The sequence below is a fragment of the Paenibacillus sp. Marseille-Q4541 genome (assembly GCF_018310695.1).
Classification (GTDB): domain Bacteria; phylum Bacillota; class Bacilli; order Paenibacillales; family Paenibacillaceae; genus Paenibacillus.
The window spans coordinates 1-21100 of sequence record NZ_JAGXCY010000033.1 but is presented as its reverse complement, the minus strand read 5'-3'; the positions used below and the strand labels follow the sequence as shown (position 1 = coordinate 21100).

General features: G+C 42.6%; 22 protein-coding genes and 1 other RNA gene. 22 read left to right on the top strand and 1 reads right to left on the bottom strand.

Going from position 1 to position 21100, the window contains the following annotated elements:
- Position 1: 1 nt before the first annotated feature.
- The 9 genes from KFT32_RS22335 to argS all read left to right on the top strand — a co-directional run bounded on the left by KFT32_RS22335 (position 2) and on the right by argS (position 7334).
- On the top strand, positions 2 to 340 hold the full coding sequence (locus KFT32_RS22335; RefSeq protein WP_211749646.1) for a Na(+)/H(+) antiporter subunit C: 339 nt from the start codon (positions 2 to 4) through the stop codon (positions 338 to 340).
- Entirely contained in the window at positions 333 to 1817 is a 1485-nt protein-coding gene (locus tag KFT32_RS22330; RefSeq protein ID WP_211749645.1) for a Na+/H+ antiporter subunit D, read from the top strand. Before KFT32_RS22335 ends, KFT32_RS22330 begins: the two co-directional genes overlap by 8 nt.
- A gap of 3 nt (positions 1818 to 1820) precedes the next feature.
- Positions 1821 to 2297 carry a Na+/H+ antiporter subunit E gene (locus KFT32_RS22325; protein WP_211749644.1) on the top strand — a complete coding sequence of 159 codons (477 nt, stop codon included), beginning with the start codon at positions 1821 to 1823 and terminating at the stop codon, positions 2295 to 2297.
- Positions 2297 to 2581: a Na(+)/H(+) antiporter subunit F1 gene (locus KFT32_RS22320; protein ID WP_211749643.1), complete on the top strand. Its 285-nt coding sequence runs from the start codon at positions 2297 to 2299 to the stop codon at positions 2579 to 2581. Before KFT32_RS22325 ends, KFT32_RS22320 begins: the two co-directional genes overlap by 1 nt.
- Complete coding sequence (gene mnhG, locus KFT32_RS22315) at positions 2565 to 2978, top strand: monovalent cation/H(+) antiporter subunit G (protein WP_211749642.1); 414 nt, start codon at positions 2565 to 2567, stop codon at positions 2976 to 2978. Before KFT32_RS22320 ends, mnhG begins: the two co-directional genes overlap by 17 nt.
- 283 nt (positions 2979 to 3261) lie before the next feature.
- Positions 3262 to 4089, top strand: coding sequence for a polyamine aminopropyltransferase (speE, locus tag KFT32_RS22310; RefSeq protein ID WP_211749641.1), 828 nt, complete (start codon positions 3262 to 3264; stop codon positions 4087 to 4089).
- Between the two features lie 15 nt (positions 4090 to 4104).
- Positions 4105 to 4974, top strand: a complete 870-nt coding sequence (speB, locus tag KFT32_RS22305; RefSeq protein WP_211749640.1) for an agmatinase — start codon at positions 4105 to 4107, stop codon at positions 4972 to 4974.
- A 256-nt stretch (positions 4975 to 5230) separates the two neighbouring features.
- Positions 5231 to 5650: a YwiB family protein gene (locus KFT32_RS22300; RefSeq protein ID WP_211749639.1), complete on the top strand. Its 420-nt coding sequence runs from the start codon at positions 5231 to 5233 to the stop codon at positions 5648 to 5650.
- A 4-nt stretch (positions 5651 to 5654) separates the two neighbouring features.
- Positions 5655 to 7334, top strand: a complete 1680-nt coding sequence (gene argS / locus KFT32_RS22295; RefSeq protein ID WP_211749638.1) for an arginine--tRNA ligase — start codon at positions 5655 to 5657, stop codon at positions 7332 to 7334.
- 126 nt (positions 7335 to 7460) lie between these two features.
- On the opposite strand, the gene KFT32_RS22290 is transcribed toward argS, so the two are convergent.
- A complete protein-coding gene (locus KFT32_RS22290) occupies positions 7461 to 8612 on the bottom strand; it encodes a S8 family peptidase (protein ID WP_211749637.1) in 1152 nt (383 codons plus the stop codon).
- Between the two features lie 413 nt (positions 8613 to 9025).
- Here KFT32_RS22290 and rpoE point away from each other — a divergent pair, with 413 nt between their 5' ends.
- The 13 genes from rpoE (at position 9026) to KFT32_RS22225 (ending at position 20785) form a co-directional block, all read left to right on the top strand.
- On the top strand, positions 9026 to 9565 hold the full coding sequence (gene rpoE, locus KFT32_RS22285) for a DNA-directed RNA polymerase subunit delta (RefSeq protein WP_211749636.1): 540 nt from the start codon (positions 9026 to 9028) through the stop codon (positions 9563 to 9565).
- Between the two features lie 329 nt (positions 9566 to 9894).
- Entirely contained in the window at positions 9895 to 11505 is a 1611-nt protein-coding gene (locus KFT32_RS22280) for a CTP synthase (protein ID WP_349304940.1), read from the top strand.
- Between the two features lie 208 nt (positions 11506 to 11713).
- On the top strand, positions 11714 to 12088 hold the full coding sequence (locus tag KFT32_RS22275) for a response regulator (RefSeq protein ID WP_211749634.1): 375 nt from the start codon (positions 11714 to 11716) through the stop codon (positions 12086 to 12088).
- 189 nt (positions 12089 to 12277) lie between these two features.
- Positions 12278 to 13132: a class II fructose-1,6-bisphosphate aldolase gene (fba, locus tag KFT32_RS22270; protein ID WP_211749633.1), complete on the top strand. Its 855-nt coding sequence runs from the start codon at positions 12278 to 12280 to the stop codon at positions 13130 to 13132.
- Between the two features lie 177 nt (positions 13133 to 13309).
- Positions 13310 to 14563 carry a UDP-N-acetylglucosamine 1-carboxyvinyltransferase gene (locus KFT32_RS22265; protein ID WP_211749632.1) on the top strand — a complete coding sequence of 418 codons (1254 nt, stop codon included), beginning with the start codon at positions 13310 to 13312 and terminating at the stop codon, positions 14561 to 14563.
- 276 nt (positions 14564 to 14839) lie between these two features.
- Positions 14840 to 16168 carry a transcription termination factor Rho gene (rho, locus tag KFT32_RS22260; RefSeq protein ID WP_211749631.1) on the top strand — a complete coding sequence of 443 codons (1329 nt, stop codon included), beginning with the start codon at positions 14840 to 14842 and terminating at the stop codon, positions 16166 to 16168.
- A gap of 194 nt (positions 16169 to 16362) precedes the next feature.
- Positions 16363 to 16560 (top strand): 50S ribosomal protein L31, encoded by a 198-nt coding sequence (rpmE, locus tag KFT32_RS22255; protein WP_076315723.1) that lies wholly within the window; start codon positions 16363 to 16365, stop codon positions 16558 to 16560.
- Between the two features lie 224 nt (positions 16561 to 16784).
- Positions 16785 to 17052: signal recognition particle sRNA large type (gene ffs / locus KFT32_RS22250), an RNA gene on the top strand.
- A 210-nt stretch (positions 17053 to 17262) separates the two neighbouring features.
- A complete protein-coding gene (gene dnaX, locus KFT32_RS22245; protein WP_211749630.1) occupies positions 17263 to 19002 on the top strand; it encodes a DNA polymerase III subunit gamma/tau in 1740 nt (579 codons plus the stop codon).
- Positions 19003 to 19044: 42 nt separating this feature from the next.
- Positions 19045 to 19356: a YbaB/EbfC family nucleoid-associated protein gene (locus KFT32_RS22240; protein WP_211749629.1), complete on the top strand. Its 312-nt coding sequence runs from the start codon at positions 19045 to 19047 to the stop codon at positions 19354 to 19356.
- A 29-nt stretch (positions 19357 to 19385) separates the two neighbouring features.
- Positions 19386 to 19985: a recombination mediator RecR gene (recR, locus tag KFT32_RS22235; RefSeq protein ID WP_211749628.1), complete on the top strand. Its 600-nt coding sequence runs from the start codon at positions 19386 to 19388 to the stop codon at positions 19983 to 19985.
- Positions 19986 to 20204: 219 nt separating this feature from the next.
- Positions 20205 to 20510 (top strand): DUF2508 family protein, encoded by a 306-nt coding sequence (locus tag KFT32_RS22230; RefSeq protein WP_211749627.1) that lies wholly within the window; start codon positions 20205 to 20207, stop codon positions 20508 to 20510.
- Positions 20511 to 20521: 11 nt separating this feature from the next.
- Positions 20522 to 20785, top strand: coding sequence for a pro-sigmaK processing inhibitor BofA family protein (locus KFT32_RS22225; protein ID WP_211749668.1), 264 nt, complete (start codon positions 20522 to 20524; stop codon positions 20783 to 20785).
- Positions 20786 to 21100: the final 315 nt, after the last annotated feature.

The window sequence follows — 21100 nt, the reverse complement described above, 5'->3', positions numbered from 1 at the left end:
TATGGAAATTATAATGAGTGTCACGGTAGGTATTTTATTTGCAGTGGGGGTTTACTTAATTCTTTCAAGAAGTTTGCTTCGCCTTGTGCTTGGTATTTCCTTGATGACGCATGGCGTACACTTGCTCTTGATGACTATGGCCCGTCTCAAAACAGGGGCACCCCCGCTTCTAGGGGAGAAGGCCGAGAGTTACGTAGATCCGCTGCCCCAGGCATTGATTTTGACTTCCATTGTTATAAATTTTGGGCTGTTAGCGTTTTTCTTCGTATTGGCTTATCGGTCTTATATAAAGTTGAAGACGGACGATATGGAAGAGGTAAGGGGGCCGAAGTATGAATAATGCAGTAGTTCTGCCGATCTTTATGCCTGTACTGACCGGGATTTTGCTTATTCTCTTTATGAGATCGATCCGGTTACAGCGCGTGATCAGTGGAATTGGTTCCTTGGTGACGCTCGGTATAGCCATCTTATTGTTTTATACCGTATCCACCTCGGGATTACAGATCTTGAATATGGGTGGATGGGCTGCCCCTTACGGAATTGTATTCGTCGCAGATACACTAGCTTCCTTACTAGTACTGGTTTCTTCCGTCATTTCAGTAGCATGTACCTTTTATGCCTTTCACAGCATTACGGAAGAACGGGAGAAGCACCACTTCTATGTGTTCTTTCAGTTTCTAATGGCAGGAGTCAACGGCTCATTTTTAACGGGAGATTTGTTTACCTTGTTTGTCTGCTTTGAACTCATGCTGATCTCCTCCTATGCTTTGCTAGTGCTTGGCAACACAGAACGTCAACTTAGAGAATCTCTTAAATATGTATTGATTAATCTGGTTTCGTCTTCTCTGTTTGTTGCAGCTATTGGTTATCTGTACTCCGTTACAGGGACCATTAACATGGCTCACCTTTCTGTACGGGTAGCAGAGGTAGGGCAAAATGGGATTTTAGGTGTCATTGCGGTATTGTTTTTGCTCATCTTCAGTATTAAGGCTGGATTGTTTCTTTTCTTCTGGTTATCAGGATCCTATGCAGCCCCGCCTGCTCTTGTCACCGCACTATTTGCCGGCTTACTGACGAAAGTGGGATTATATGCAATCGTTAGAGTATTTACTTTGATCTTTTACCATGATCCAGGCTTTACACACGCCATCATTGGCTGGATGGCAGGAGCGACCATGATACTTGGAGTGATCGGTGCGATTGCTTATAAAGATGTAAATAAAATACTGGTATATAACGTAGTAGCTGGAGTAGGGTTTGTGGCTTTTGGTATGGCCGCCGGTAATAAGCTGGCACTTGAGGGGCTGATGTTTTATCTCATGCATGACATGATTATCAAAACGTTACTCTTCTTGCTCGGCGGAGCACTTATCGCTGCTGCAGGTACATCGAATCTGAGCAATATGGGCGGAATGATTCGAAGATATCCGTTACTTGGTTGGATGTTTTTTGTTACTACGCTTGCGCTAGCAGGAGTGCCTCCTCTTAGCGGTTTTCCAGGAAAACTAATGTTATTCGAGGGAGGACTTGATGCAGGTCTGTACGGACTGACTGCTATTGCAGTCGTAGCCAGCTTTATCATGCTGTACTCTCTGCTGCGTGTGTTCATTTATGCTTTCTGGGGGAGAGGGCAGACGATCCAAAGCGAGACGATACAGTTCTCTGTTAATCGTATGCTTGCTCCGGCAGGCTTCCTGTTTGTTCTTATTATCGGAATGGGGGTATTCGCAGAAGTGTTATATCCTGCAATCTCCACGGCAGCCCATGTACTGATCGACCCGAATCTTTATATTGATAACGTATTGAAGGAGTGGTGATAGATGGCACAGCAAATGATACTGAACCTGATCATTGCTTTCATATGGATGCTTCTAAATCAGTCTTGGACCGGAGCCGGCTTTCTGATCGGATATGCACTTGGTCTGCTCATTATCGGAGTCTTCCGACGATTTTTCCCCACTCCGTTCTATATTGTTCGAATTTGGGCAACGCTCAAACTGCTCAAATTACTTCTTGTTGAGCTCTTCCGATCATCATTTCAAGTCATTGGCGAAATATTGAAACCTAAACTGGATATTACACCAGGAACATTTAAATATCGGACCGAACTGACTTCCGACTTTGAAATTATGCTTTTATTCTTGTTCGTATCTTTAACTCCGGGTACCCTTGCACTGGAAATATCAAAAAATAAACGAACGTTATATATCCATGCCTTTAATATGACAGATGAAGAGGAGATGGTATCAAGCATAAGGGAGTCTTTTGAAAAAGCTATTATGGAGGTGACGAGATAATGCTGAACGTTATTTTGAACATTTCCTTGCTTCTGCTAGGTATTTCTATCATAGGCTGTCTCTACCGTGTGCTGAAAGGACCTTCGATGGCTGACCGAATTACAGCTTTGGATACAATAGGTATTCAACTTATCGGGAGTGTTGCCGTCCTTTCCATGCTCCTACATACACAGGCTTATGTCGATATTATCTTGCTCATTGGTATTCTGGCTTTCATTAGTACTGTTGCTTTTGCGAGGTTTATCGAAAGGGGGGTAGTACTCGAAAATGACGACGATCTTTAGTATTCTCATCGGAATTCTAGTTCTGTTCGGGTCGGTGCTCAGCGTACTAAGCGCCTTCGGTCTTATTCGCCTTCCAGACGTTTATCTACGTGCCCATGCTGCGACAAAGAGTACAACGCTTGGCATTTTATGCATCCTATTTGGTAGTTTTCTGTTTTTTCTTGTATTTGACGGGTATATAAGTGCAAGGCTCCTTTTAGGTATTCTATTTGTATTTATGACTGCGCCTGTGGCTGGCCATTTGAATGCACGTGCAGCGTATCGGACAGATGTTCATCTCTGGAAAGGGACGGTTCAAGACTCATTAGCCCCCGTTCTACGAGGAAAGAAGCGCCTTCTGCTGGAGGAGGAAGAAATCTCAGTGGATGGCAAAGAGGAGCAGAAACAACAAGAGTGACATTTCTCACACGTATCTTTACAGTTATTTCAGATTTAACGTATAATGCAAAAGTGCGTTTAAAGGCACAACAACGTTTAGTACAATATTAAGAAGTGAAACGGAATTCATTCTGGCGTGGACCGCTCACGTCTTTTCCATATCGCTTCGTAAACGCTGTTTACGATGGAGAACTCCAGCTGAGCTGGCCTAAATCATAGGAAACCCTTGCTATATAGGGCCATTTTACGGCGAATCATATGACGGCTGAACACCTATTCTAATCGAGAGAAGGTAATTAACGATGGAATTGTGGTTTACGGAGAAACAAACTGAAAATTTTGGTATTACTATGAAGATCAAAGAGACTTATGTAAGTGAGAAGACAGATTTTCAGGATTTGGCTATGGTTAAAACCGAAGAGTTCGGCAATATGTTGTTGCTTGATGGAATGGTTATGACAACAGAAAAAGACGAATTCGTATACCATGAAATGGTTGCGCATCCGGTTCTATATACACATCCAAACCCAGAACAAGTTCTTGTTGTTGGCGGAGGAGACGGCGGAGTGATTCGTGAAGTGCTTAAACACCCACAGGTGAAAAAAGCAGTTCTTGTTGATATTGATGGAAAAGTTATCGAATACTCTAAAAAATATTTGCCAAGCATTGCGGGCCAACTTGAAAACCCTCGTGTTGAAGTGCTTGTAAATGATGGCTTTATGCATATCCATGATCATAAGAATACTTATGATGTCATTATGGTAGATTCTACTGAACCGGTTGGCCCAGCGGCAAACCTATTTACACGTGGATTTTATCAAGGAATCTATGAAGCATTGAAAGAGGACGGAATTTTCGTTGCTCAAACGGATAATCCTTGGTTCAAGGCTGACTTGATTCAAAGTGTAAATAAAGACGTGAAAGAAGTATTCCCGATTGTACGTGTATACGCTGCTAACATTCCTACTTACCCAAGTGGTTTGTGGACTTTCACGATGGGAAGCAAGAAATATGATCCGCTTGAAGTGGACGAGAATGCTATTCCTGAAATCGATACAAAATACTATACACCGCGTCTTCACAAAGCAGCGTTTGTACTGCCTAAATTTGTAGAAGATCTGATTAAATAAAGGAGGCTTATACGGATGAAGCTTGATCAAGCCTATTCAGGCAACGTGTTTATCTGTAGTTCGGAAGACTATGCAAGTGCCAAAGCTGTCATTTATGGCATGCCTATGGACTATACTGTAAGCTTCCGCCCAGGTTCCCGATTTGGCCCTGCACATATTCGTCAGGCATCGGTTGGACTTGAGGAGTACAGTCCTTACCTCGACAAAAGTATTGTTGACATGAACTATTATGATGCTGGGGATTTACTGCTTCCTTTCGGTAATGCAAGTCGAAGTCTGGATGTCATTCGCGAATACGTGGAAGGTCTACTTGCAGATGACAAAATTCCAGTGGGTCTTGGCGGGGAACATCTCGTGACATGGCCGGTAATTGAAGCACTGTACAAAAAGTACCCTGATCTTGCTATCATTCATATCGATGCACATGCTGACCTTCGTGATCAGTATGAAGGGGAGCCGCTCTCTCATTCTACTCCGATCCGCAAAGCAGCTGAGCTTATGGGTGGAAAGAATATCTATCAATTCGGTATTCGCTCCGGTTCAAGAGAAGAGTTCCAGTATGGACGAGAGCATATTAACTTTCATCCGTTTGATGTAGCTGAGCCTTTGAAGAAAGAGCTTCCTTCTATGGGGAATCGTCCTGTCTACGTTACAATTGATATTGATGTACTCGATCCTTCCGCTGCGCCGGGAACGGGAACTGCAGAGGCAGGCGGAATTACTTCCAAAGAGCTTCTGGAGGCAGTACATGCCATTGCCGGATCTAATGTGAACGTGGTGGGCTTCGATGTAGTAGAGGTAGCTCCAATCTATGACCCTACACAGCAGACTCCGATTGTGGCAGCGAAACTTATTCGTGAAATGCTGCTTGGATTCGTGAAGTAAGTTTTTTCTTCCAATTGCAGAAGAAGGCAAATTTATGTGACTCGATTACACCCTTTAAAAACTTTGGCCTTAAAGAGCCGGGAATTTAAGGGGTGTTTTTATGTACAGTAAGAGTAAACATCTGCCTTCATTCTAAAAACAGGTTGTTTTTGTACCTGCAGGTAGGATTTAAATTTGAACAATAACCGTAAACTATATAGAATATATAAAGATGTAATAAAAAAGTACGCCTATGAATAGATGGGAGAAGAAAAAGATGTCAGTATGGAGTCCCGTCAAACTCCAAATTCACAGCGTGGCTGATGGAGAGAATGTCATCCAGCATGTAGTGGGTGAGGCTTTACGGAAAGGCACCGCTTTATATATACGATATGAGGAAGAAGAACAGCAGACTGGAAGCGAGTCCATTCGTAATACAGTGAAGATAACAGGTGACAGCGTGAAGCTGATCCGGCATGGTGGAGTTGAATCAGAGCAAACATTTGAGCTAGGGAAAAGATTGCCTGGCTTTTATCGCTCTCCATTTACTTCATTTGCTTTATCTACCGATACGAAAGAGCTGACTCTGGCCGTATCGAATTTATCGGGTAAGATTTCGTTTAGCTATGACTTATATGTTTTTGAAGAACAATCAGGGCAGTTGTCTATTAGTATAGAAATTCAGGAGGAACAATAAAATCATGACACGCAATCCACTCGATCTTATTAACGAGAAGGTAACTAAAGGAATAAAAGAAGCTATTCTTTCGGCAGGGCTGGTAACATCTGAAGAGATGCCGAGCATTGTACTTGAAGTACCAAAAGACAAGAATCATGGAGATCTTGCAACCAATGCAGCAATGCAGCTTACTCGTATTGCTAAAAAAAATCCACGGATGATTGCTGAACAAATCATTGAACATTTGAATCTTTCCGAAGCGGGGATTGAAGCAGCAGAGATTGCAGGACCAGGATTCATCAACTTCCGTTTAACCAAGAGCTATCTATACCCAATCGTAGAACTTGTTCAAGAACAAGGCGATGATTATGGACGGGTTAATCTGGGAGAAGGACGTAAAGTTCAAGTTGAGTTTGTTAGTGCAAATCCAACGGGAAGTCTGCATCTAGGACATGCTCGCGGGGCAGCAGTAGGAGATGCGCTTTGTAATGTGCTTGATTTTGCTGGCTATGAAGTAACTCGTGAGTACTATATTAATGATGCGGGAAACCAGGTATTTAACCTTAGTAAGTCAATTGAAGCACGTTACCTTCAGGAACTCGGACAAGAAGTTGAGATGCCGGAAGATGGTTACCACGGTGCTGATATTCGTGGATTTGCCAAGGAATTAATAGCGGAGAAGGGTTCATCTCTGCTTGAACTGACTCCTGGTGATCGTGCAGCCTTTTTCAGAGACTATGGTTTGGAAAAAGAACTGGATAAAATTAAACGTGACCTCGGTCTATTCCGGGTTTCCTTTGATAACTGGTTCAGCGAAACGTCCCTTTACGATAATGGTGCGGTGCTTAACGCACTCGATGAGCTCCGTGAACGGAATGAGATATTTGAAGAAGAAGGTGCAACTTGGCTTCATACAACCAAGTATGGCGATGATAAGGACCGGGTACTGATTAAGAATGATGGTACCTATACTTACCTGACTCCAGACATTGCGTATCACCGCGACAAATATGCCCGTGGATATGACACAATGATTAATATTTGGGGTGCAGATCATCACGGTTATATTCCAAGAATGAAAGCCGCGATGGAAGCACTCGGCAATGATCCGGACAAACTCATTGTTCTGATTGCTCAGATGGTCAGCTTGTTCCAAGACGGCGAAAAAGTGAAAATGTCCAAACGTACAGGAAAAGCAGTAACGATGGAAGATTTGATGGAAGAAGTAGGCGTTGACGCTATTCGTTATTTCTTCACAATGCGCAGTATGGATTCCCATCTTGATTTTGATATGGACTTGGCTATCTCCACATCGAATGAGAATCCGGTCTTCTATGTCCAGTATGCTCATGCTCGTGTATGCAGTGTGTACCGCCAGGCAGAAGAGCAAGGGATTGTTGTGTATCCAGTACGCGATGTTGACATGTCCAAGCTGACAGCTGAGCATGAATACAATCTGCTTCGCAAACTGGGAGAATTCCCAGAAGAAGTTGCGGTAGCAGCTAAAGGCCATGCACCACACCGAATCATTCGTTACGTATATGAGTTGTCCTCTATGTTCCACAGCTATTACAAAGCTGAACGTGTAATAACTGAGGATGCAGAGCAGACACAAGCTCGTCTTGCACTTCTAGGTGCGGTACGTATCGTAATTAAGAACAGTTTGAAACTGGTGGGCGTAAGCGCTCCGGAAAAAATGTAAAATACACTACTACCAAGTAGTGTAGAGAAATAGGTAAAACCCCTCTCGGAAACGGAAGGGGTTTTTACGTGATTCAAGTATCTATGAAACTACCATTGTGTAATGCCATCCATAAGATTATAGAATTCATCCCTTCATCCCTTCCTGAAGTAGCCGGAGTGCATGTAGTTCCCCGCCTTGTTCAGAGCCTCTTGCCGATTTACGGGGGCGCAAGGGCGTAGCTGTTTTTTTAATCAGGTTCTTGATCTCATCCGGAGTTAAGCCTGGTCTTTCAGCCATTAATAATGCGATTGCTCCACTTACATGGGAAGTTGCCATGGATGTTCCGCTCATTTCGTGGTACTTACCCTGCACCCAGCAGGAATTTATGTTCTTTCCTGGTGCATAGATATCAACGTGAGGGCCACGGTTACTAAAATCAGCAATATGCCGATTTTCGTCTGTTGCTCCAACTGAAATTGTCTGTGAGTATCGTGCTGGATAATCAATACTTCGGCGTTTGCCATCATTTCCGGAAGAAGCAACGATAACGATGCCTTGTTTGGTAGCTCGATTCACAACATCAAGAAGTGCTTTGCTCTTGGTTCTCATGCCAAAGCTCATATTAATGATATCCACTCGGTTTCGGACGCACCAATCGATTCCGAGAATAATATCAGATACATAGGCTGATCCTTGATTATCGAAAGCTTTGACAGGGTAGATAACAGACCTCGGTGCAACGCCAATAATCCCTTCCGTGCTGTTCGCTGCTGCAATTGTGCCGGCAATATGGGTGCCATGTCCGTTATCATCTAGTGGAAGCATACTTCGGTTTAGCAGGTTAATGCCCCTAGCTAATGAATGCCTAAGATCGGGGTGCTGATAATCCGCGCCGGTATCAATGACAGCAATTTTAATCTTATGCCCCGTTGATGTGGACCATGCCTTAGGAGCTCGAATTTGTTTTACACCCCAAGGGATACCTATGCCGCCTTCCGATTTGGGATTTCTAAAATTAGAATGAACCTGGATTCTGGTGTCCTGTTCAATCGTGACTTCGCTGTTGAAATGATGCAGCCTAGCTGAGGAAGGTAGAGGAACAATCAGTGCTCTAATTAAGTGCGAGGCACGTATATGTTGGAGTTTACTAAGGGAAGGTTTCATTTTACTTAACTGGATCAGGCAATCCCGGTATTGCTGCGGTTTCATAAAACGAATAATTTGGTGTCTTCCGGTTGGGTGGGAGGTGTGGTCAATTTCGTCATGGAGCATTTTTAAAAATATGGAATAGTCCATTTTGGGAAGTCCCCCTCTGGATGCCATGCTTGAGGTATTGTATGAAGAAGACTTCTTTGCCGCATGGGAAACACGCCCGTTTTTTCTGAGAAATAGGCGCTTTGTTCCGTGTCAAAATGGAATTAAACTCATACTATACATAGAGAGCTCCATAGCTCTTGTAGGGACCCGTAGAAGAGAATTTCTTCAGGGCGGATACAGTCAGAAGGCGGGGGAGGGACCTCCGTCTTTTTTATCTTCGAATTCGCTTTCAAAGAAGTGAAACTGTTTTTTGGTTCATCTCCTTACATAAAACTTGCATTTTGGGGCTAAATAGGTTTTACTTATGTTTGTTAATGGATATGTTAGATAAAGGTCCAAGTTATTGAAACGACAAAAGTCAATGAATTATGTGTGAGAGGAAGTGTCCGCAAGTGAGTACCTCACTCAAATTAAAATTAGATCCAGAGCAAATTCGTGAGATGCCGTTGGTTGACTTGGCATTTATGGTACTGAAAGCAGTCAATACGCCTTATTACTATCGTGACCTTATGGAAGAGGTAGCAAAACTGCGTGGTTTGAATGCTGAAGAAACAAATGATGTCATCGCTCAGCTATATACCGAAATCAATATTGATGGTCGTTTTGCTTATGTAGGAACCAATCTGTGGGGACTGAAGCGTTGGTACCCGATTGATAAGTCTGAGGACGCGGTTACAGGTACGAAACGTCCAAGAATTATCAACGATGAAGATGATGAAGAGGAATACACAGAGGAAGAAGATACATTCAGCAACGAGGAAGAAGACTTCGACAATCCTGAAGACGAAGAGGATGAGGATGAAGACCTCTTTGACGACGATTCAGAAGACGATGAAGAAGAAGAAATTATCGGTGATGAAGAGCTTGACGAAGATGAAGACCTGGAAGAAGACGACGATGACTCTTTGGAAGAAGACGAAGAGGAAAAGTAGTCCATATCTGGTCTTATAAAGTCTGTGAACATCCTTGACAAAAGATCATGCAAAGCAGTAAACTATTGCATGGGCTTATGATTGAACGATGATAATACACTTGTTTTTATATAAAAAAGTGCCCCGTTTTTCGGGTGTGCTTTTTTGTTTTTTATAGGGGAAGTTGATATGTAATTAAATGGACCGCCTTGAACGTGAAGGCGGGATGTTTTTTTGCAAGCAAATTTTGCATTTTCCCTTTTTTGACGATGATAACCTGAAAAATGGGTTAGGATAACATCATAATGTCGCCTGATTTTAACGGACTTTTAAGTAGGAGGGTATTAGTAGTGACAACAAAGTATATTTTCGTGACGGGCGGGGTTGTTTCTTCCCTGGGTAAAGGGATTACGGCTGCATCTCTTGGGAGATTGCTCAAGAACAGAGGACTTAAGGTAACGATTCAGAAATTTGATCCATACATCAATGTGGACCCAGGAACGATGAGTCCTTATCAACATGGTGAAGTGTTTGTTACAGATGATGGAGCGGAGACGGACCTTGACCTTGGACACTATGAGCGTTTTATCGATATTAATCTATCCAAGAACAGCAACGTAACGACAGGTAAAGTATATTCATCTGTTATTAGTAAAGAGCGTCGTGGAGAATACTTGGGCGGTACAGTTCAGGTTATTCCTCATATTACGAACGAAATTAAAGAGCGTGTATTCCGTGCAGGACGTGAAGCAGGTTCGGATGTAGTTATTACTGAAATTGGCGGAACTGTGGGCGACATCGAAAGTTTGCCTTACCTTGAAGCGATTCGTCAGATCAAAAGTGATGTAGGTCGCGATAATGTAATGTACATCCATGTTACTTTGATTCCTTTCATTAAAGCAGCTGGTGAAATCAAAACAAAACCGACACAACACAGTGTAAAAGAACTGCGTAGCATCGGTATTCAGCCTAATGTTATCGTATGTCGTACGGAACAAGAGCTGTCTGCTGACGTTAAGGCTAAGCTTGCTCTTTTCTGTGATATTGATCCACATGCAGTTGTGGAATGCCGTGATGCAAGTACACTGTATGAAGTGCCTCTGAATTTACGTGATGAGGGACTGGATGAAATCGTAGTAAATCACTTGAAGCTGACAACTCCTTTGCCAGATATGACTGAATGGGAAAGTCTTGTTAGCCAAATCAACAAATTGGAAAGAACAGTGGAAATCGCAATTGTAGGTAAATACGTTGCTCTTCACGATGCTTACCTCAGTGTAGTTGAGTCTCTTTCCCATGCTGGATTTGCTGCGAACGCAGATGTGAAAATTCGCTGGGTTAACGCAGAAGAAATTACGGATGAGAACGTAGATGAGCTTCTGCATGGAATCGGTGGTATTCTCGTTCCAGGCGGTTTCGGTGATCGTGGTATCGAAGGTAAAGTATCTGCGATTCGTTATGCGCGCGAGAAACAAATTCCGTTCTTCGGGATCTGTCTTGGAATGCAAGTGTCTGTAATTGAGTATGCACGTTCTGTAGTGGGACTTGCTGATGCCAATAGCTCTGAAATTAATCCTTCTACAGAGTTCCCTGTTATCGATCTTCTTCCTGAGCAGAAGGATATCGAAGATTTGGGCGGTACAATGAGACTTGGACTATACCCTTGTAAATTACAAGAAGGTTCCCTTGCAGCAGAATGCTACCAAGACGAGCTGGTATACGAAAGACATCGTCACCGGTACGAGTTTAACAATCAATATCGTGAAATGATTGAAAAAGCAGGTCTTCTTATTTCTGGTACTTCACCAGATGGACGTCTTGTGGAAATCGTAGAGCTGCCAGGACACCCTTGGTTCCTTTCAGTTCAATTCCATCCAGAATTTATTTCTCGTCCAAACCGTCCGCAACCTCTTTTCCGTGAATTTGTGAAAGCATCCCTAACTCATTCGGAAAACCTGTAGTGAAACGGAACAAAGTCTTTTCTGGGCTTTGATTAATATAGATTGCTAACGTAAAGACCCCTTATCTTCTAGGGGTCTTTTTTTGTTTGATAACAAGAGAAGAAGGATTTATCAGAGGGAGGTAGAATCTTTAACTAAACAGCCTAATGATCGTGTTTAGGTAAGAATAATGAGCGGGTAGAACAGTTAGAAATAGCGGGAGGTTTAGATGAATAATAAAAAGGTACTCATTGTAGATGATCAGAATGGAATTCGCATTTTGCTCATGGAGGTTTTCAGCAGTGAAGGATATACGACTTATCAGGCAGCTAACGGTAAAACAGCACTAGAGATCGTTGAGAAGCATATTCCGGATTTGGTGCTCTTAGATATGAAAATCCCTGGAATGGATGGCTTAGAGATTCTGAAACATATTAAAGAAATGAATCCATCTATAAAGGTTATCATGATGACGGCATATGGGGAATTGGACATGATTAAGGAAGTGACAGAACTGGGCGCACTTATGCATTTCACTAAGCCTTTCGATATAGATGAGATGCGGATCGCAGTGAATATGCAGTTAAACGGAGTAAACACATAACAGGGAAAGTGTATGAAGTCCTGTCTTCCTGGGCAGGATTTTTTGTAGTGGCTTTTTTCTTGTGGTAAAGAGCACAGCAATTTTTATTGCCTATGTTTAGTATTTGACATGGGATGTGGTATAATAAGTTCCGTATGTGATGTCGGCTTAAAACCATAGACAAACAATCATTTTAGGAGGATTTAAACCATGCCATTAGTATCTATGACAGACATGTTGAACAAAGCTCTTGAGGGTAAATACGCTGTTGGTCAATTTAACATCAACAACCTTGAGTGGACACAAGCAATCTTGGGTGCAGCTGAACAAGAAAAATCCCCAGTAATCCTTGGTGTTTCTGAAGGTGCAGCTCGCCACATGGGCGGATTCTATACCGTTGTAAAAATGGTGGAAGGTCTTATTCACGATATGAAAATTACCGTGCCTGTAGCCATTCATCTTGATCATGGCTCCAGTTTCGATAAATGTAAAGAAGCAATCGATGCAGGTTTCACTTCCGTTATGATTGACGGATCTCACCATGTTATCGACGAGAACGTTGAAATCACGAAAAAAGTGGTTGAATACGCTCATTCCAAAGGTGTTTCTGTTGAAGCAGAAGTTGGAATCGTTGGTGGACAAGAGGATGATGTTATTGGTGAAGTAATGTACGCGAAACTTGACGATTGCCTTCGCATCGTTAACGAAACAGGTATCGATACACTTGCTCCAGCACTTGGTTCTGTACATGGTCCTTACAAAGGCGAACCAAACCTTGGATTTAAAGAGATGGAAGAAATCTGCAATGCAGTTCATACTCCACTCGTTCTTCATGGTGGTACAGGTATCCCTGAGCATGACATCAAAAAAGCAATCTCTTTGGGTACATCCAAAATCAACGTAAACACAGAGAACCAAATCGCATTTGCTAAAGTCGTTCGCGAAGTTCTTGCTGCTAAACCAGATGCTTACGATCCACGTACTTTCATTCAACCAGGACGTGACGCAATTAAAGAAACAGTTGTTGGTAAAATCCGTGAGTTCGGTTCCAGCAACAAAGCGTAAGATTGTTCTTTAACATAACGCTTTAACATTATAGTTGTGAATGGAAACACACCGCTTAGTCGGTGTGTTTCCATTTTTAATACGATTTTTAAATAATGATTGGGATATGTTATACTAACTCTGCCATGAGAACTATTTTTTCGGCTAGAAGTGATTTCTAGGGGGACCCTTTACCTTATGGAAAAATTAATGATTAGTGGTGGACGTCCACTACAAGGTACTGTCAATATTAGTGGTGCCAAAAACAGTGCGATTGCACTTATACCGGCGGCGATTTTAGCCGAATCGGAAGTTATTCTTGATAATTTACCTTTACTCAGTGATGTAGCAGTATATTCCGAAATTCTGGAAGAACTTGGTGCAACTGTTTCTTGGGAAGGAAACCAGATGAGAATTGATCCTTCTCATATTATTTCACTTCCAATGCCGAATGGACCAGTGAAGAAGCTTCGTGCTTCCTACTATATGATGGGGGCGTTACTTGGTCGTTTTAAAGAAGCAGTCATTGGACTTCCAGGGGGATGTAACTTTGAGCCACGTCCAATTGATCAACATATTAAAGGATTTGAAGCTTTGGGTGCTACCGTTACCAATGAGCATGGCTCTATCCATCTTCACGCCAAGGAACTGAAAGGCGCTAAGATCTATTTGGATGTAGTCAGTGTAGGAGCAACCATTAATATTATGCTGGCGGCCACTCGTGCCAAAGGCTCTACAATTATCGAAAACGCGGCGAAAGAGCCTGAGATTATAGATGTGGCAACACTTTTGAATTCAATGGGTGCTTCCATTAAGGGAGCGGGTACAGAGACGATCCGAATTGAAGGGAAATCAGAACTTCGCGGATGCCGTCATTCCATTATTCCTGACCGTATACAAGCTGGAACCTATATGATTGCAGCTGCGGCAACTCGCGGCAATGTTTTGATTGATAATGTTATTCCGAAGCATCTGGAAGCCTTGACAGCCAAGCTGATCGAGATGGGTGTGGGAATTGAAGAACTCGACGAAAGTATCCGTGTTATTGGAAAAGAAAAATATGAGAGTATCGATGTCAAAGCACTCGTATACCCTGGTTTTGCTACCGATCTGCAGTCACCGATGACGAGTCTACTGACTCAAGCGAATGGTGTTAGTGTGCTGAGTGACTTTGTTTACAGCAACCGTTTTAAGCATGTACCTGAACTTGCTCGAATGGGAGCCAAAATTAGAGTTGAGGGACGTTCTGCAATTATTGAAGGACATCCTTTGAATGCTGCAAAAGTAAAAGCGACGGATTTACGTGCTGGAGCAGCGCTGGTTATTGCTGGGCTGACAGTGAGTGAAGGTGTAACAGAAGTCACTGGAGTGGAGTTTATCGACCGTGGATACGATCATTTGGTTACTAACTTGAGAGAGCTTGGTGCAGATGTTTGGCGTCAGAATGACTAACGTTTCTATTTTTCACAAGGGATATCTCATGTAAGCGAGAAGTTGGTATTACTTTTGCTTTTGAATATCCCTTTGAAAATTGGGTAAACCTATTCTAATAGATTTGTATTATAGTAATGATTGAAAACGCGTAACATACAATTTGCAATATGTAGGGTATATTCCTTACAATGGAGAGTAAGTATTATTCTAATTGCTTAATAAGCTTACAAACAAGGCTGAACCGTCGGCTTTTCTCCTTACAACGGACTTAATAATTGAATAGGTGGTTATTTTATGGATCTACAAATTTCTGATCTGGAGGTAATGAAGCTAACCGATTTGTACAAGTTAGCAAAGAAGTACCAGATCCCTTATTATGGGCAGCTCAAGAAGAAGGAACTCGTTTTCGCTATTCTTCGTGCACAAGCAGAACAAAGCGGCCTTATGTTTATGGAAGGTGTTCTAGAAATTCTGCCTGAAGGTTACGGCTTTCTCCGCCCGATAAACTATTTGCCTAGTAAAGAGGATATCTATATTTCTTCCTCACAAATTCGTAAATTTGATTTAAGGACAGGGGATCTTGTATCAGGTAAGTGTCGTACCCCTAAAGAGAATGAACGGTATTTCGGACTACTGCAAGTCAATGCTGTAAACGGCCAAAGTCCTGAACTTGCTGCAGAAAGACTCCATTTTCCAGCCTTAACTCCTCTATATCCACAGAAAAAGCTAACGCTTGAAACATCCCCGACGAATTTATCTACCCGAATTATGGATGTGCTTGCTCCCGTAGGTCTGGGACAGCGCGGACTTATCGTTGCTCCACCCAAAGCGGGAAAGACGCTTCTTCTGAAAGAGATCGCAAACAGTATTTCAACCAACAATCCGGAAATAGAATTATTTGTGCTACTGATTGATGAACGGCCTGAAGAAGTAACTGATATGCAGCGTTCTGTAAAAGGGGAAGTGGTAGCGTCCACATTTGATGAGCTTCCGGAAAATCATATAAAAGTGGCAGAACTTGTACTAGAGCGTGCTTTGCGTTTAGTAGAGGCAAAAAAAGATGTTGTCATTTTACTAGATAGTATCACACGTCTTGCGCGTGCATATAACCTAGTTATTCCACCTTCTGGTCGAACGCTTAGTGGTGGTATTGACCCTGCAGCATTTCATCGTCCGAAACGTTTCTTTGGTTCGGCACGTAATGTGGAAGAAGGCGGTAGCTTGACGATTTTGGCTACAGCTTTGATTGATACAGGTTCACGGATGGATGATATTATCTATGAAGAGTTTAAAGGAACAGGTAATATGGAGCTTCATCTGGATCGTAAGCTGGCAGAGCGTCGTATTTTCCCTGCTATCGACATTCGTCGATCCGGTACTCGGCGGGAGGAAGTTCTTCTTAGCAAAGAGGAACTGGATGCAATTTGGGCAGTGCGTAAAAACATGAATGAAAGTTATGACTTCGTTGAAGGATTCCTCAAAAAATTGCGTAACACCAAAACGAATGAGGAATTTTTGGCTTCGCTGGATACAGCAGGTCAATCCGGAGGACAAACTTCAAATTCAGGGACAAGCGCACCGCGTCGTTCTAATCGAACGACAACAGCTTCAGTAACAACGTAATAGTCGTGTGCTTGAATAAGATGCAGCTTTTCTACAAAAGTTATAGTAGTAAGAATAAAGTCACAACGGTATTATAGGGACATTCTGCAAATAGAGAAGGGATTGCATTTGCAAAATGTACGTGCTATAATCGACTTTGTGTTCTTAATAACTCTGGATCCGCATGAGGTTCAGGGCAAGAAGAGGTGAAAGTCATGAATGAAGCGATTCAACCAAAATATCACGTAACTACAGCTACTTGCGCTTGTGGTAACACGTTTGAAACGGGTTCTGTTAAAGAATCTTTGCGTGTAGAGGTTTGCTCCGCATGTCACCCGTTCTTCACTGGTAAACAGAAATTCCTGGATGCTGGTGGTCGTGTTGATAGATTTAAGAAAAAATACGGTATGTAATTTTGATATGAGGCCAGCGTTATATGCTGGCCTCATTTTTGTTTTCTTTTCATTATAGAAGTACAGCGTGTGTTATGGTTTCTTTAACACGTTACTTTTTGTTTCGTATAACAATATATTTACGTAGGGTAAATGTTGTTTTTGTTTTTTTTCAAGAGAGACAAATGTTGGATTAGCCCGTATCTGGTTGCATTTTTACTTGTCTTGCGATATACTTATTTTCACCGTGCTAGATGGGGAGGTAGCGGTGCCCTGTAACTCGCAATCCGCTGTAGCGAGGTTGAATTCCTGTTAGAGGTTTTGTCGATGTGAGGTTTGGTCTCTGCATGCAATGTTGACGGCTGGGTCCTCCGCAATGAGTACTTGTGAACTTGGTCAGGTCCGGAAGGAAGCAGCCATAAGCAGGACCACTCTTGTGCCGGAGGGGTGCCTAACCCGAGTTGTTATGCAGGGGTGCCGCTTGGATCGCAATTATCGATAACAGGTGCACGGTTCTACTTTTTAATTAAAAGAAGAACGAATAATATATGAACTTCAAGACATCTTTGCATGCAATTGCAAGGATTTTTTTGTTTTTAACAAGATAAAATATTTTTGCTAATTTATACTTGGCTGCTTTTAAAGTTTTGATTGAGCAGGGAATATAGTATAATGAAGCCACGACAAAAGGTCACGAGACATGTGGAAAGAGGGTAAAGCACAGTGGAACATATTGCGTTGTACCGTGCTTGGCGGCCTCAGTCGTTTCAAGACATGGTTGGACAACAGCATATTATTCAGACCTTGCAGAATGCCATTCGTGAGCAGCGGATTTCGCATGCGTATTTATTCAGCGGTCCGCGAGGGACGGGGAAGACCAGTGCAGCCAAAATCTTGGCCAAAGCCGTTAACTGTGAACGTGGTCCAAGTACAGAGCCGTGTAACGAATGTGAAGCGTGTCTTCGCATTACATCTGGAGCAGTTATGGATGTTCAGGAGATTGATGCTGCCTCTAACCGGGGTGTAGAAGAAATTCGTGATCTCCGGGAGAAAGTAAAATATGCTCCAACAGAGGTTCGTCACAAAGTGTATATCATAGATGAGGTACACATGTTGACGACAGAAGCATTCAATGCTCTGCTTAAAACGCTTGAAGAACCGCCGCCGCACGTTATGTTTATTTTGGCAACAACCGAGCCTCATAGACTTCCAGCTACGATTATTTCCCGTTGTCAGCGGTTTGATTTCCGCCGGGTTTCTCTTGAGGAGCAGACAGAGCGTCTTGCTATGATCTGCAAGGAAGAGAATATTACTGCTGAGGAAGAGGCGCTACAATATATTGCTCGTCTATCGGATGGTGGTATGAGGGATGCGCTGAGTATTCTTGATCAGGTTTCTTCTTTTACTGGTGGGCATGTTTCCTATAGCCAAACGCTTGATATGACTGGCGGTTTGCCTGCAGAGCAGTTTAGTAAACTTGCTAAATTTCTCCTTCAAGGAGAAGTGGGTGAAGTATTGCAGACGGTGGAGCAGTTCATGCAAGAGGGTAAAAGTGCAGATAAGAGCATGGAGAACCTGCTTTACTATTTCCGAGATCTTCTTCTGATTAAAATGGTGCCAGATGCGGAACGTATGACAGATCGTGTACTTGACCCGGCATCATTTAAAGGAATGGCAGATGCATTTTCCAAGGAACAACTTTTTTATATTATTGATACACTTAATCGTTATCAAAGTGAGATGAAATATGCGGCCCAGCCGCAGACTCTGTTTGAAGTAGCGCTTCTGAAACTGTGCAGTCTTCCTCAGGGAGGGAAAGAATCTGTTTCTGGCGCAGGAGAAGCTGTAGCGGTTGGTTCTTCGGAGTTAACTGCAATGAAACGTCAGATAGCAGAACTTGAACAGAAGCTTGAGAAGGCACTTAAGAACGGTGGTATTGGAGCTGGGAGCACGAACCAGAATTCTGTGACTCCGGCAAGATCTAATCGCCCAGCCGCGCCAAGATCTTCGGGAGTAGCTAAAATTCCGCCTCATATGGATCAGTATATTGCTGAGAAGGGGAGTGCTGAGTTCACCGAGGTCACTAGAAAATGGAGCCAGATTCTTCAGCGTGTGAAAGAAGAAAAGGTGACGGTCCATGCTTGGTTTGTTGATGGAGAGCCGGTATCTATACTGAACGATGCGATTCTTGTAGCCTTTAAGAATAATATTCATCGCGAAACTACTGAGAAACCAGCAAACAAGCAAGTGATTGAGAGTGTTCTCGAGCAGCAGATCGGCAGACCGCTTCGGCTTGTAACGATGCTACAAAAAGATTGGCTTGCCGCGATTGAGGGTTCCTCTGATCCGAAGAAAGAAGAAGAGTTTACACTCGAAATGGAACAAGTGGATGGGAAAAAGGAACCTTGGATTGATGAGGCGCTTGAGCTTTTTGGTGAAAAATTGGTTATCATTAAGGAATAAAGTTGCAAGTCAAATACAATAGACTTAGGAGATGATGAGACGATGAATAACATGAACCAAATGATGAAGCAAGTGAAGAAGATGCAGGAACAAATGCTGAAAGCTCAAGAAGAGCTTGGAACAAAAACGGTAGAAGGTACTTCTGGTGGCGGTGTAGTAACTGCAGAAGTTAACGGTCACAAAAAACTGACTTCTATTACAATCAAACCGGAAGCTGTTGATCCAGAGGACGTAGAAATGCTACAAGATCTCGTTATGGCGGCAGTGAATGACGCGATGACGAAAGCTGATGAACTAGCTAACCAAGACATGGGTAAATTTACGAACGGTATGAAAATCCCTGGCTTGTTCTAATTTGAATTGATCTAGAAGGAGAATTAATATTGTATTATCCGGAACCGATTGCGAAACTTATAGATGCTTTCACCCGTCTACCCGGCATCGGTCCGAAAACGGCCGCTCGCTTGGCTTTTCATGTACTGAAGATGAACGAAGACGATGTGATTGATTTTGCTAAGGCGCTGGTTAGCGTGAAGAGGAACCTTCATTACTGTTCGGTGTGCTGTAACATTACGGATACAGATCCTTGCAGGATATGCCAAGATAAATCGCGTGACCCTTCTGTCATTTGCGTAGTTCAGGATTCAAAAGACCTTGTGGCTATGGAACGGACGAAAGAGTTCGATGGATATTATCATGTGCTTCAGGGCGCTATCTCTCCTATGGAGGGTGTTGGTCCTGATGACATAAGACTTAAAGAGTTACTTATGAGGCTGAGTGATGAGCGGGTAAAAGAATTAATACTTGCCACCAATCCGAATATTGAGGGAGAGGCTACAGCAATGTACATCTCTCGGCTCGTTAAACCTTTTGAGATCGTAGTAAGTCGTATCGCCCACGGACTCCCGGTAGGTGGAGATTTGGAGTACGCAGACGAAGTAACCTTATCGAAGGCCTTGGAAGGACGGCGCCAGCTGAATTAGTTTTAAATCTTATATAGTAACAACAAAAAAGCTCCCAATCTGGGAGCTTTTTTTGTTCTAAGTTGGTCCCTTCAGCGATATGTATGGAATAACGTCAGAAGATGAAGTGCGCAACTGACAAGAAGGACAAGCGCTCATGTACAAGCTGTGTAGCGTTTGTTTCATTCCAAGCATTCTTGCTTCAAGAATGGTATAGGCAAATGAACGGGAGGGGTTATTATGGTAGGTTGGATAAAAGTGGCTGGTTCCAGAAGTGAAAAATTAATAAACGAAGGGGTGGAATTGCACAGGGAGATATTCGAAGATATCAGGAAATCACACGAGGAATGGAAACTGGCACATTGTATGTTTGAAGAAGCAATAGAGCAGGATCAAATTGACTATGCCATTTTTACACTGGAGGCCGCAGAACGGAGATATCAAATGCATCTTAGAAGGGCTAAACAGTGTGGGATCTCAGGCTCAACTCAAGAATGTGTTTACGATACACCGTATTCTAACCTTTCTAAAAGAATGGAGGGGTAACATTGAGGGATATGATTTTGTGGGGAGTGCTTTCTGTTTCGTTAGTACTGATACTATTTATTGTATTTAGAAAAAAGATAGGTCTTAGTTGGCTAAGTTCATTGGGTCTTCATTTGGTTCTTGCGGCTCTTGGGATTTATGTTGTTAATTATTCGGGTTTATCGGGCGATTTGTATATACCCATTAATCCGACAACAATAGGAACAGTAACGGTTTTGGGATTGCCTGGAGTAGGGCTTTTATTAGGTTTAAAATTCACTTTATTTAATGGTTGACTTTCATAGATGGTATATGATACATTATATCTCGGCCCTTTAAAGAGCAATTAATCAGAACGAGAAGCCAAAATAACGGCTGAAAAGAAAATTAAAAAAACTCTTGACATCAAGGTAGCCAACATGATATATTATAAAGGTCGCTGAAACAAAGCGATTCACAAGAAACTTGATCTTTGAAAACTGAACAACGAGGAGTTTTACGCAAGTGAAACTCGTGAGTGAGTAATACAATTTCAATTTGTTGGTCATAACAAATTAAAAAAAAGAGAACGTTAAGTTCTCGTCAGCATTTTCTAAATGAGCTTATCGCTC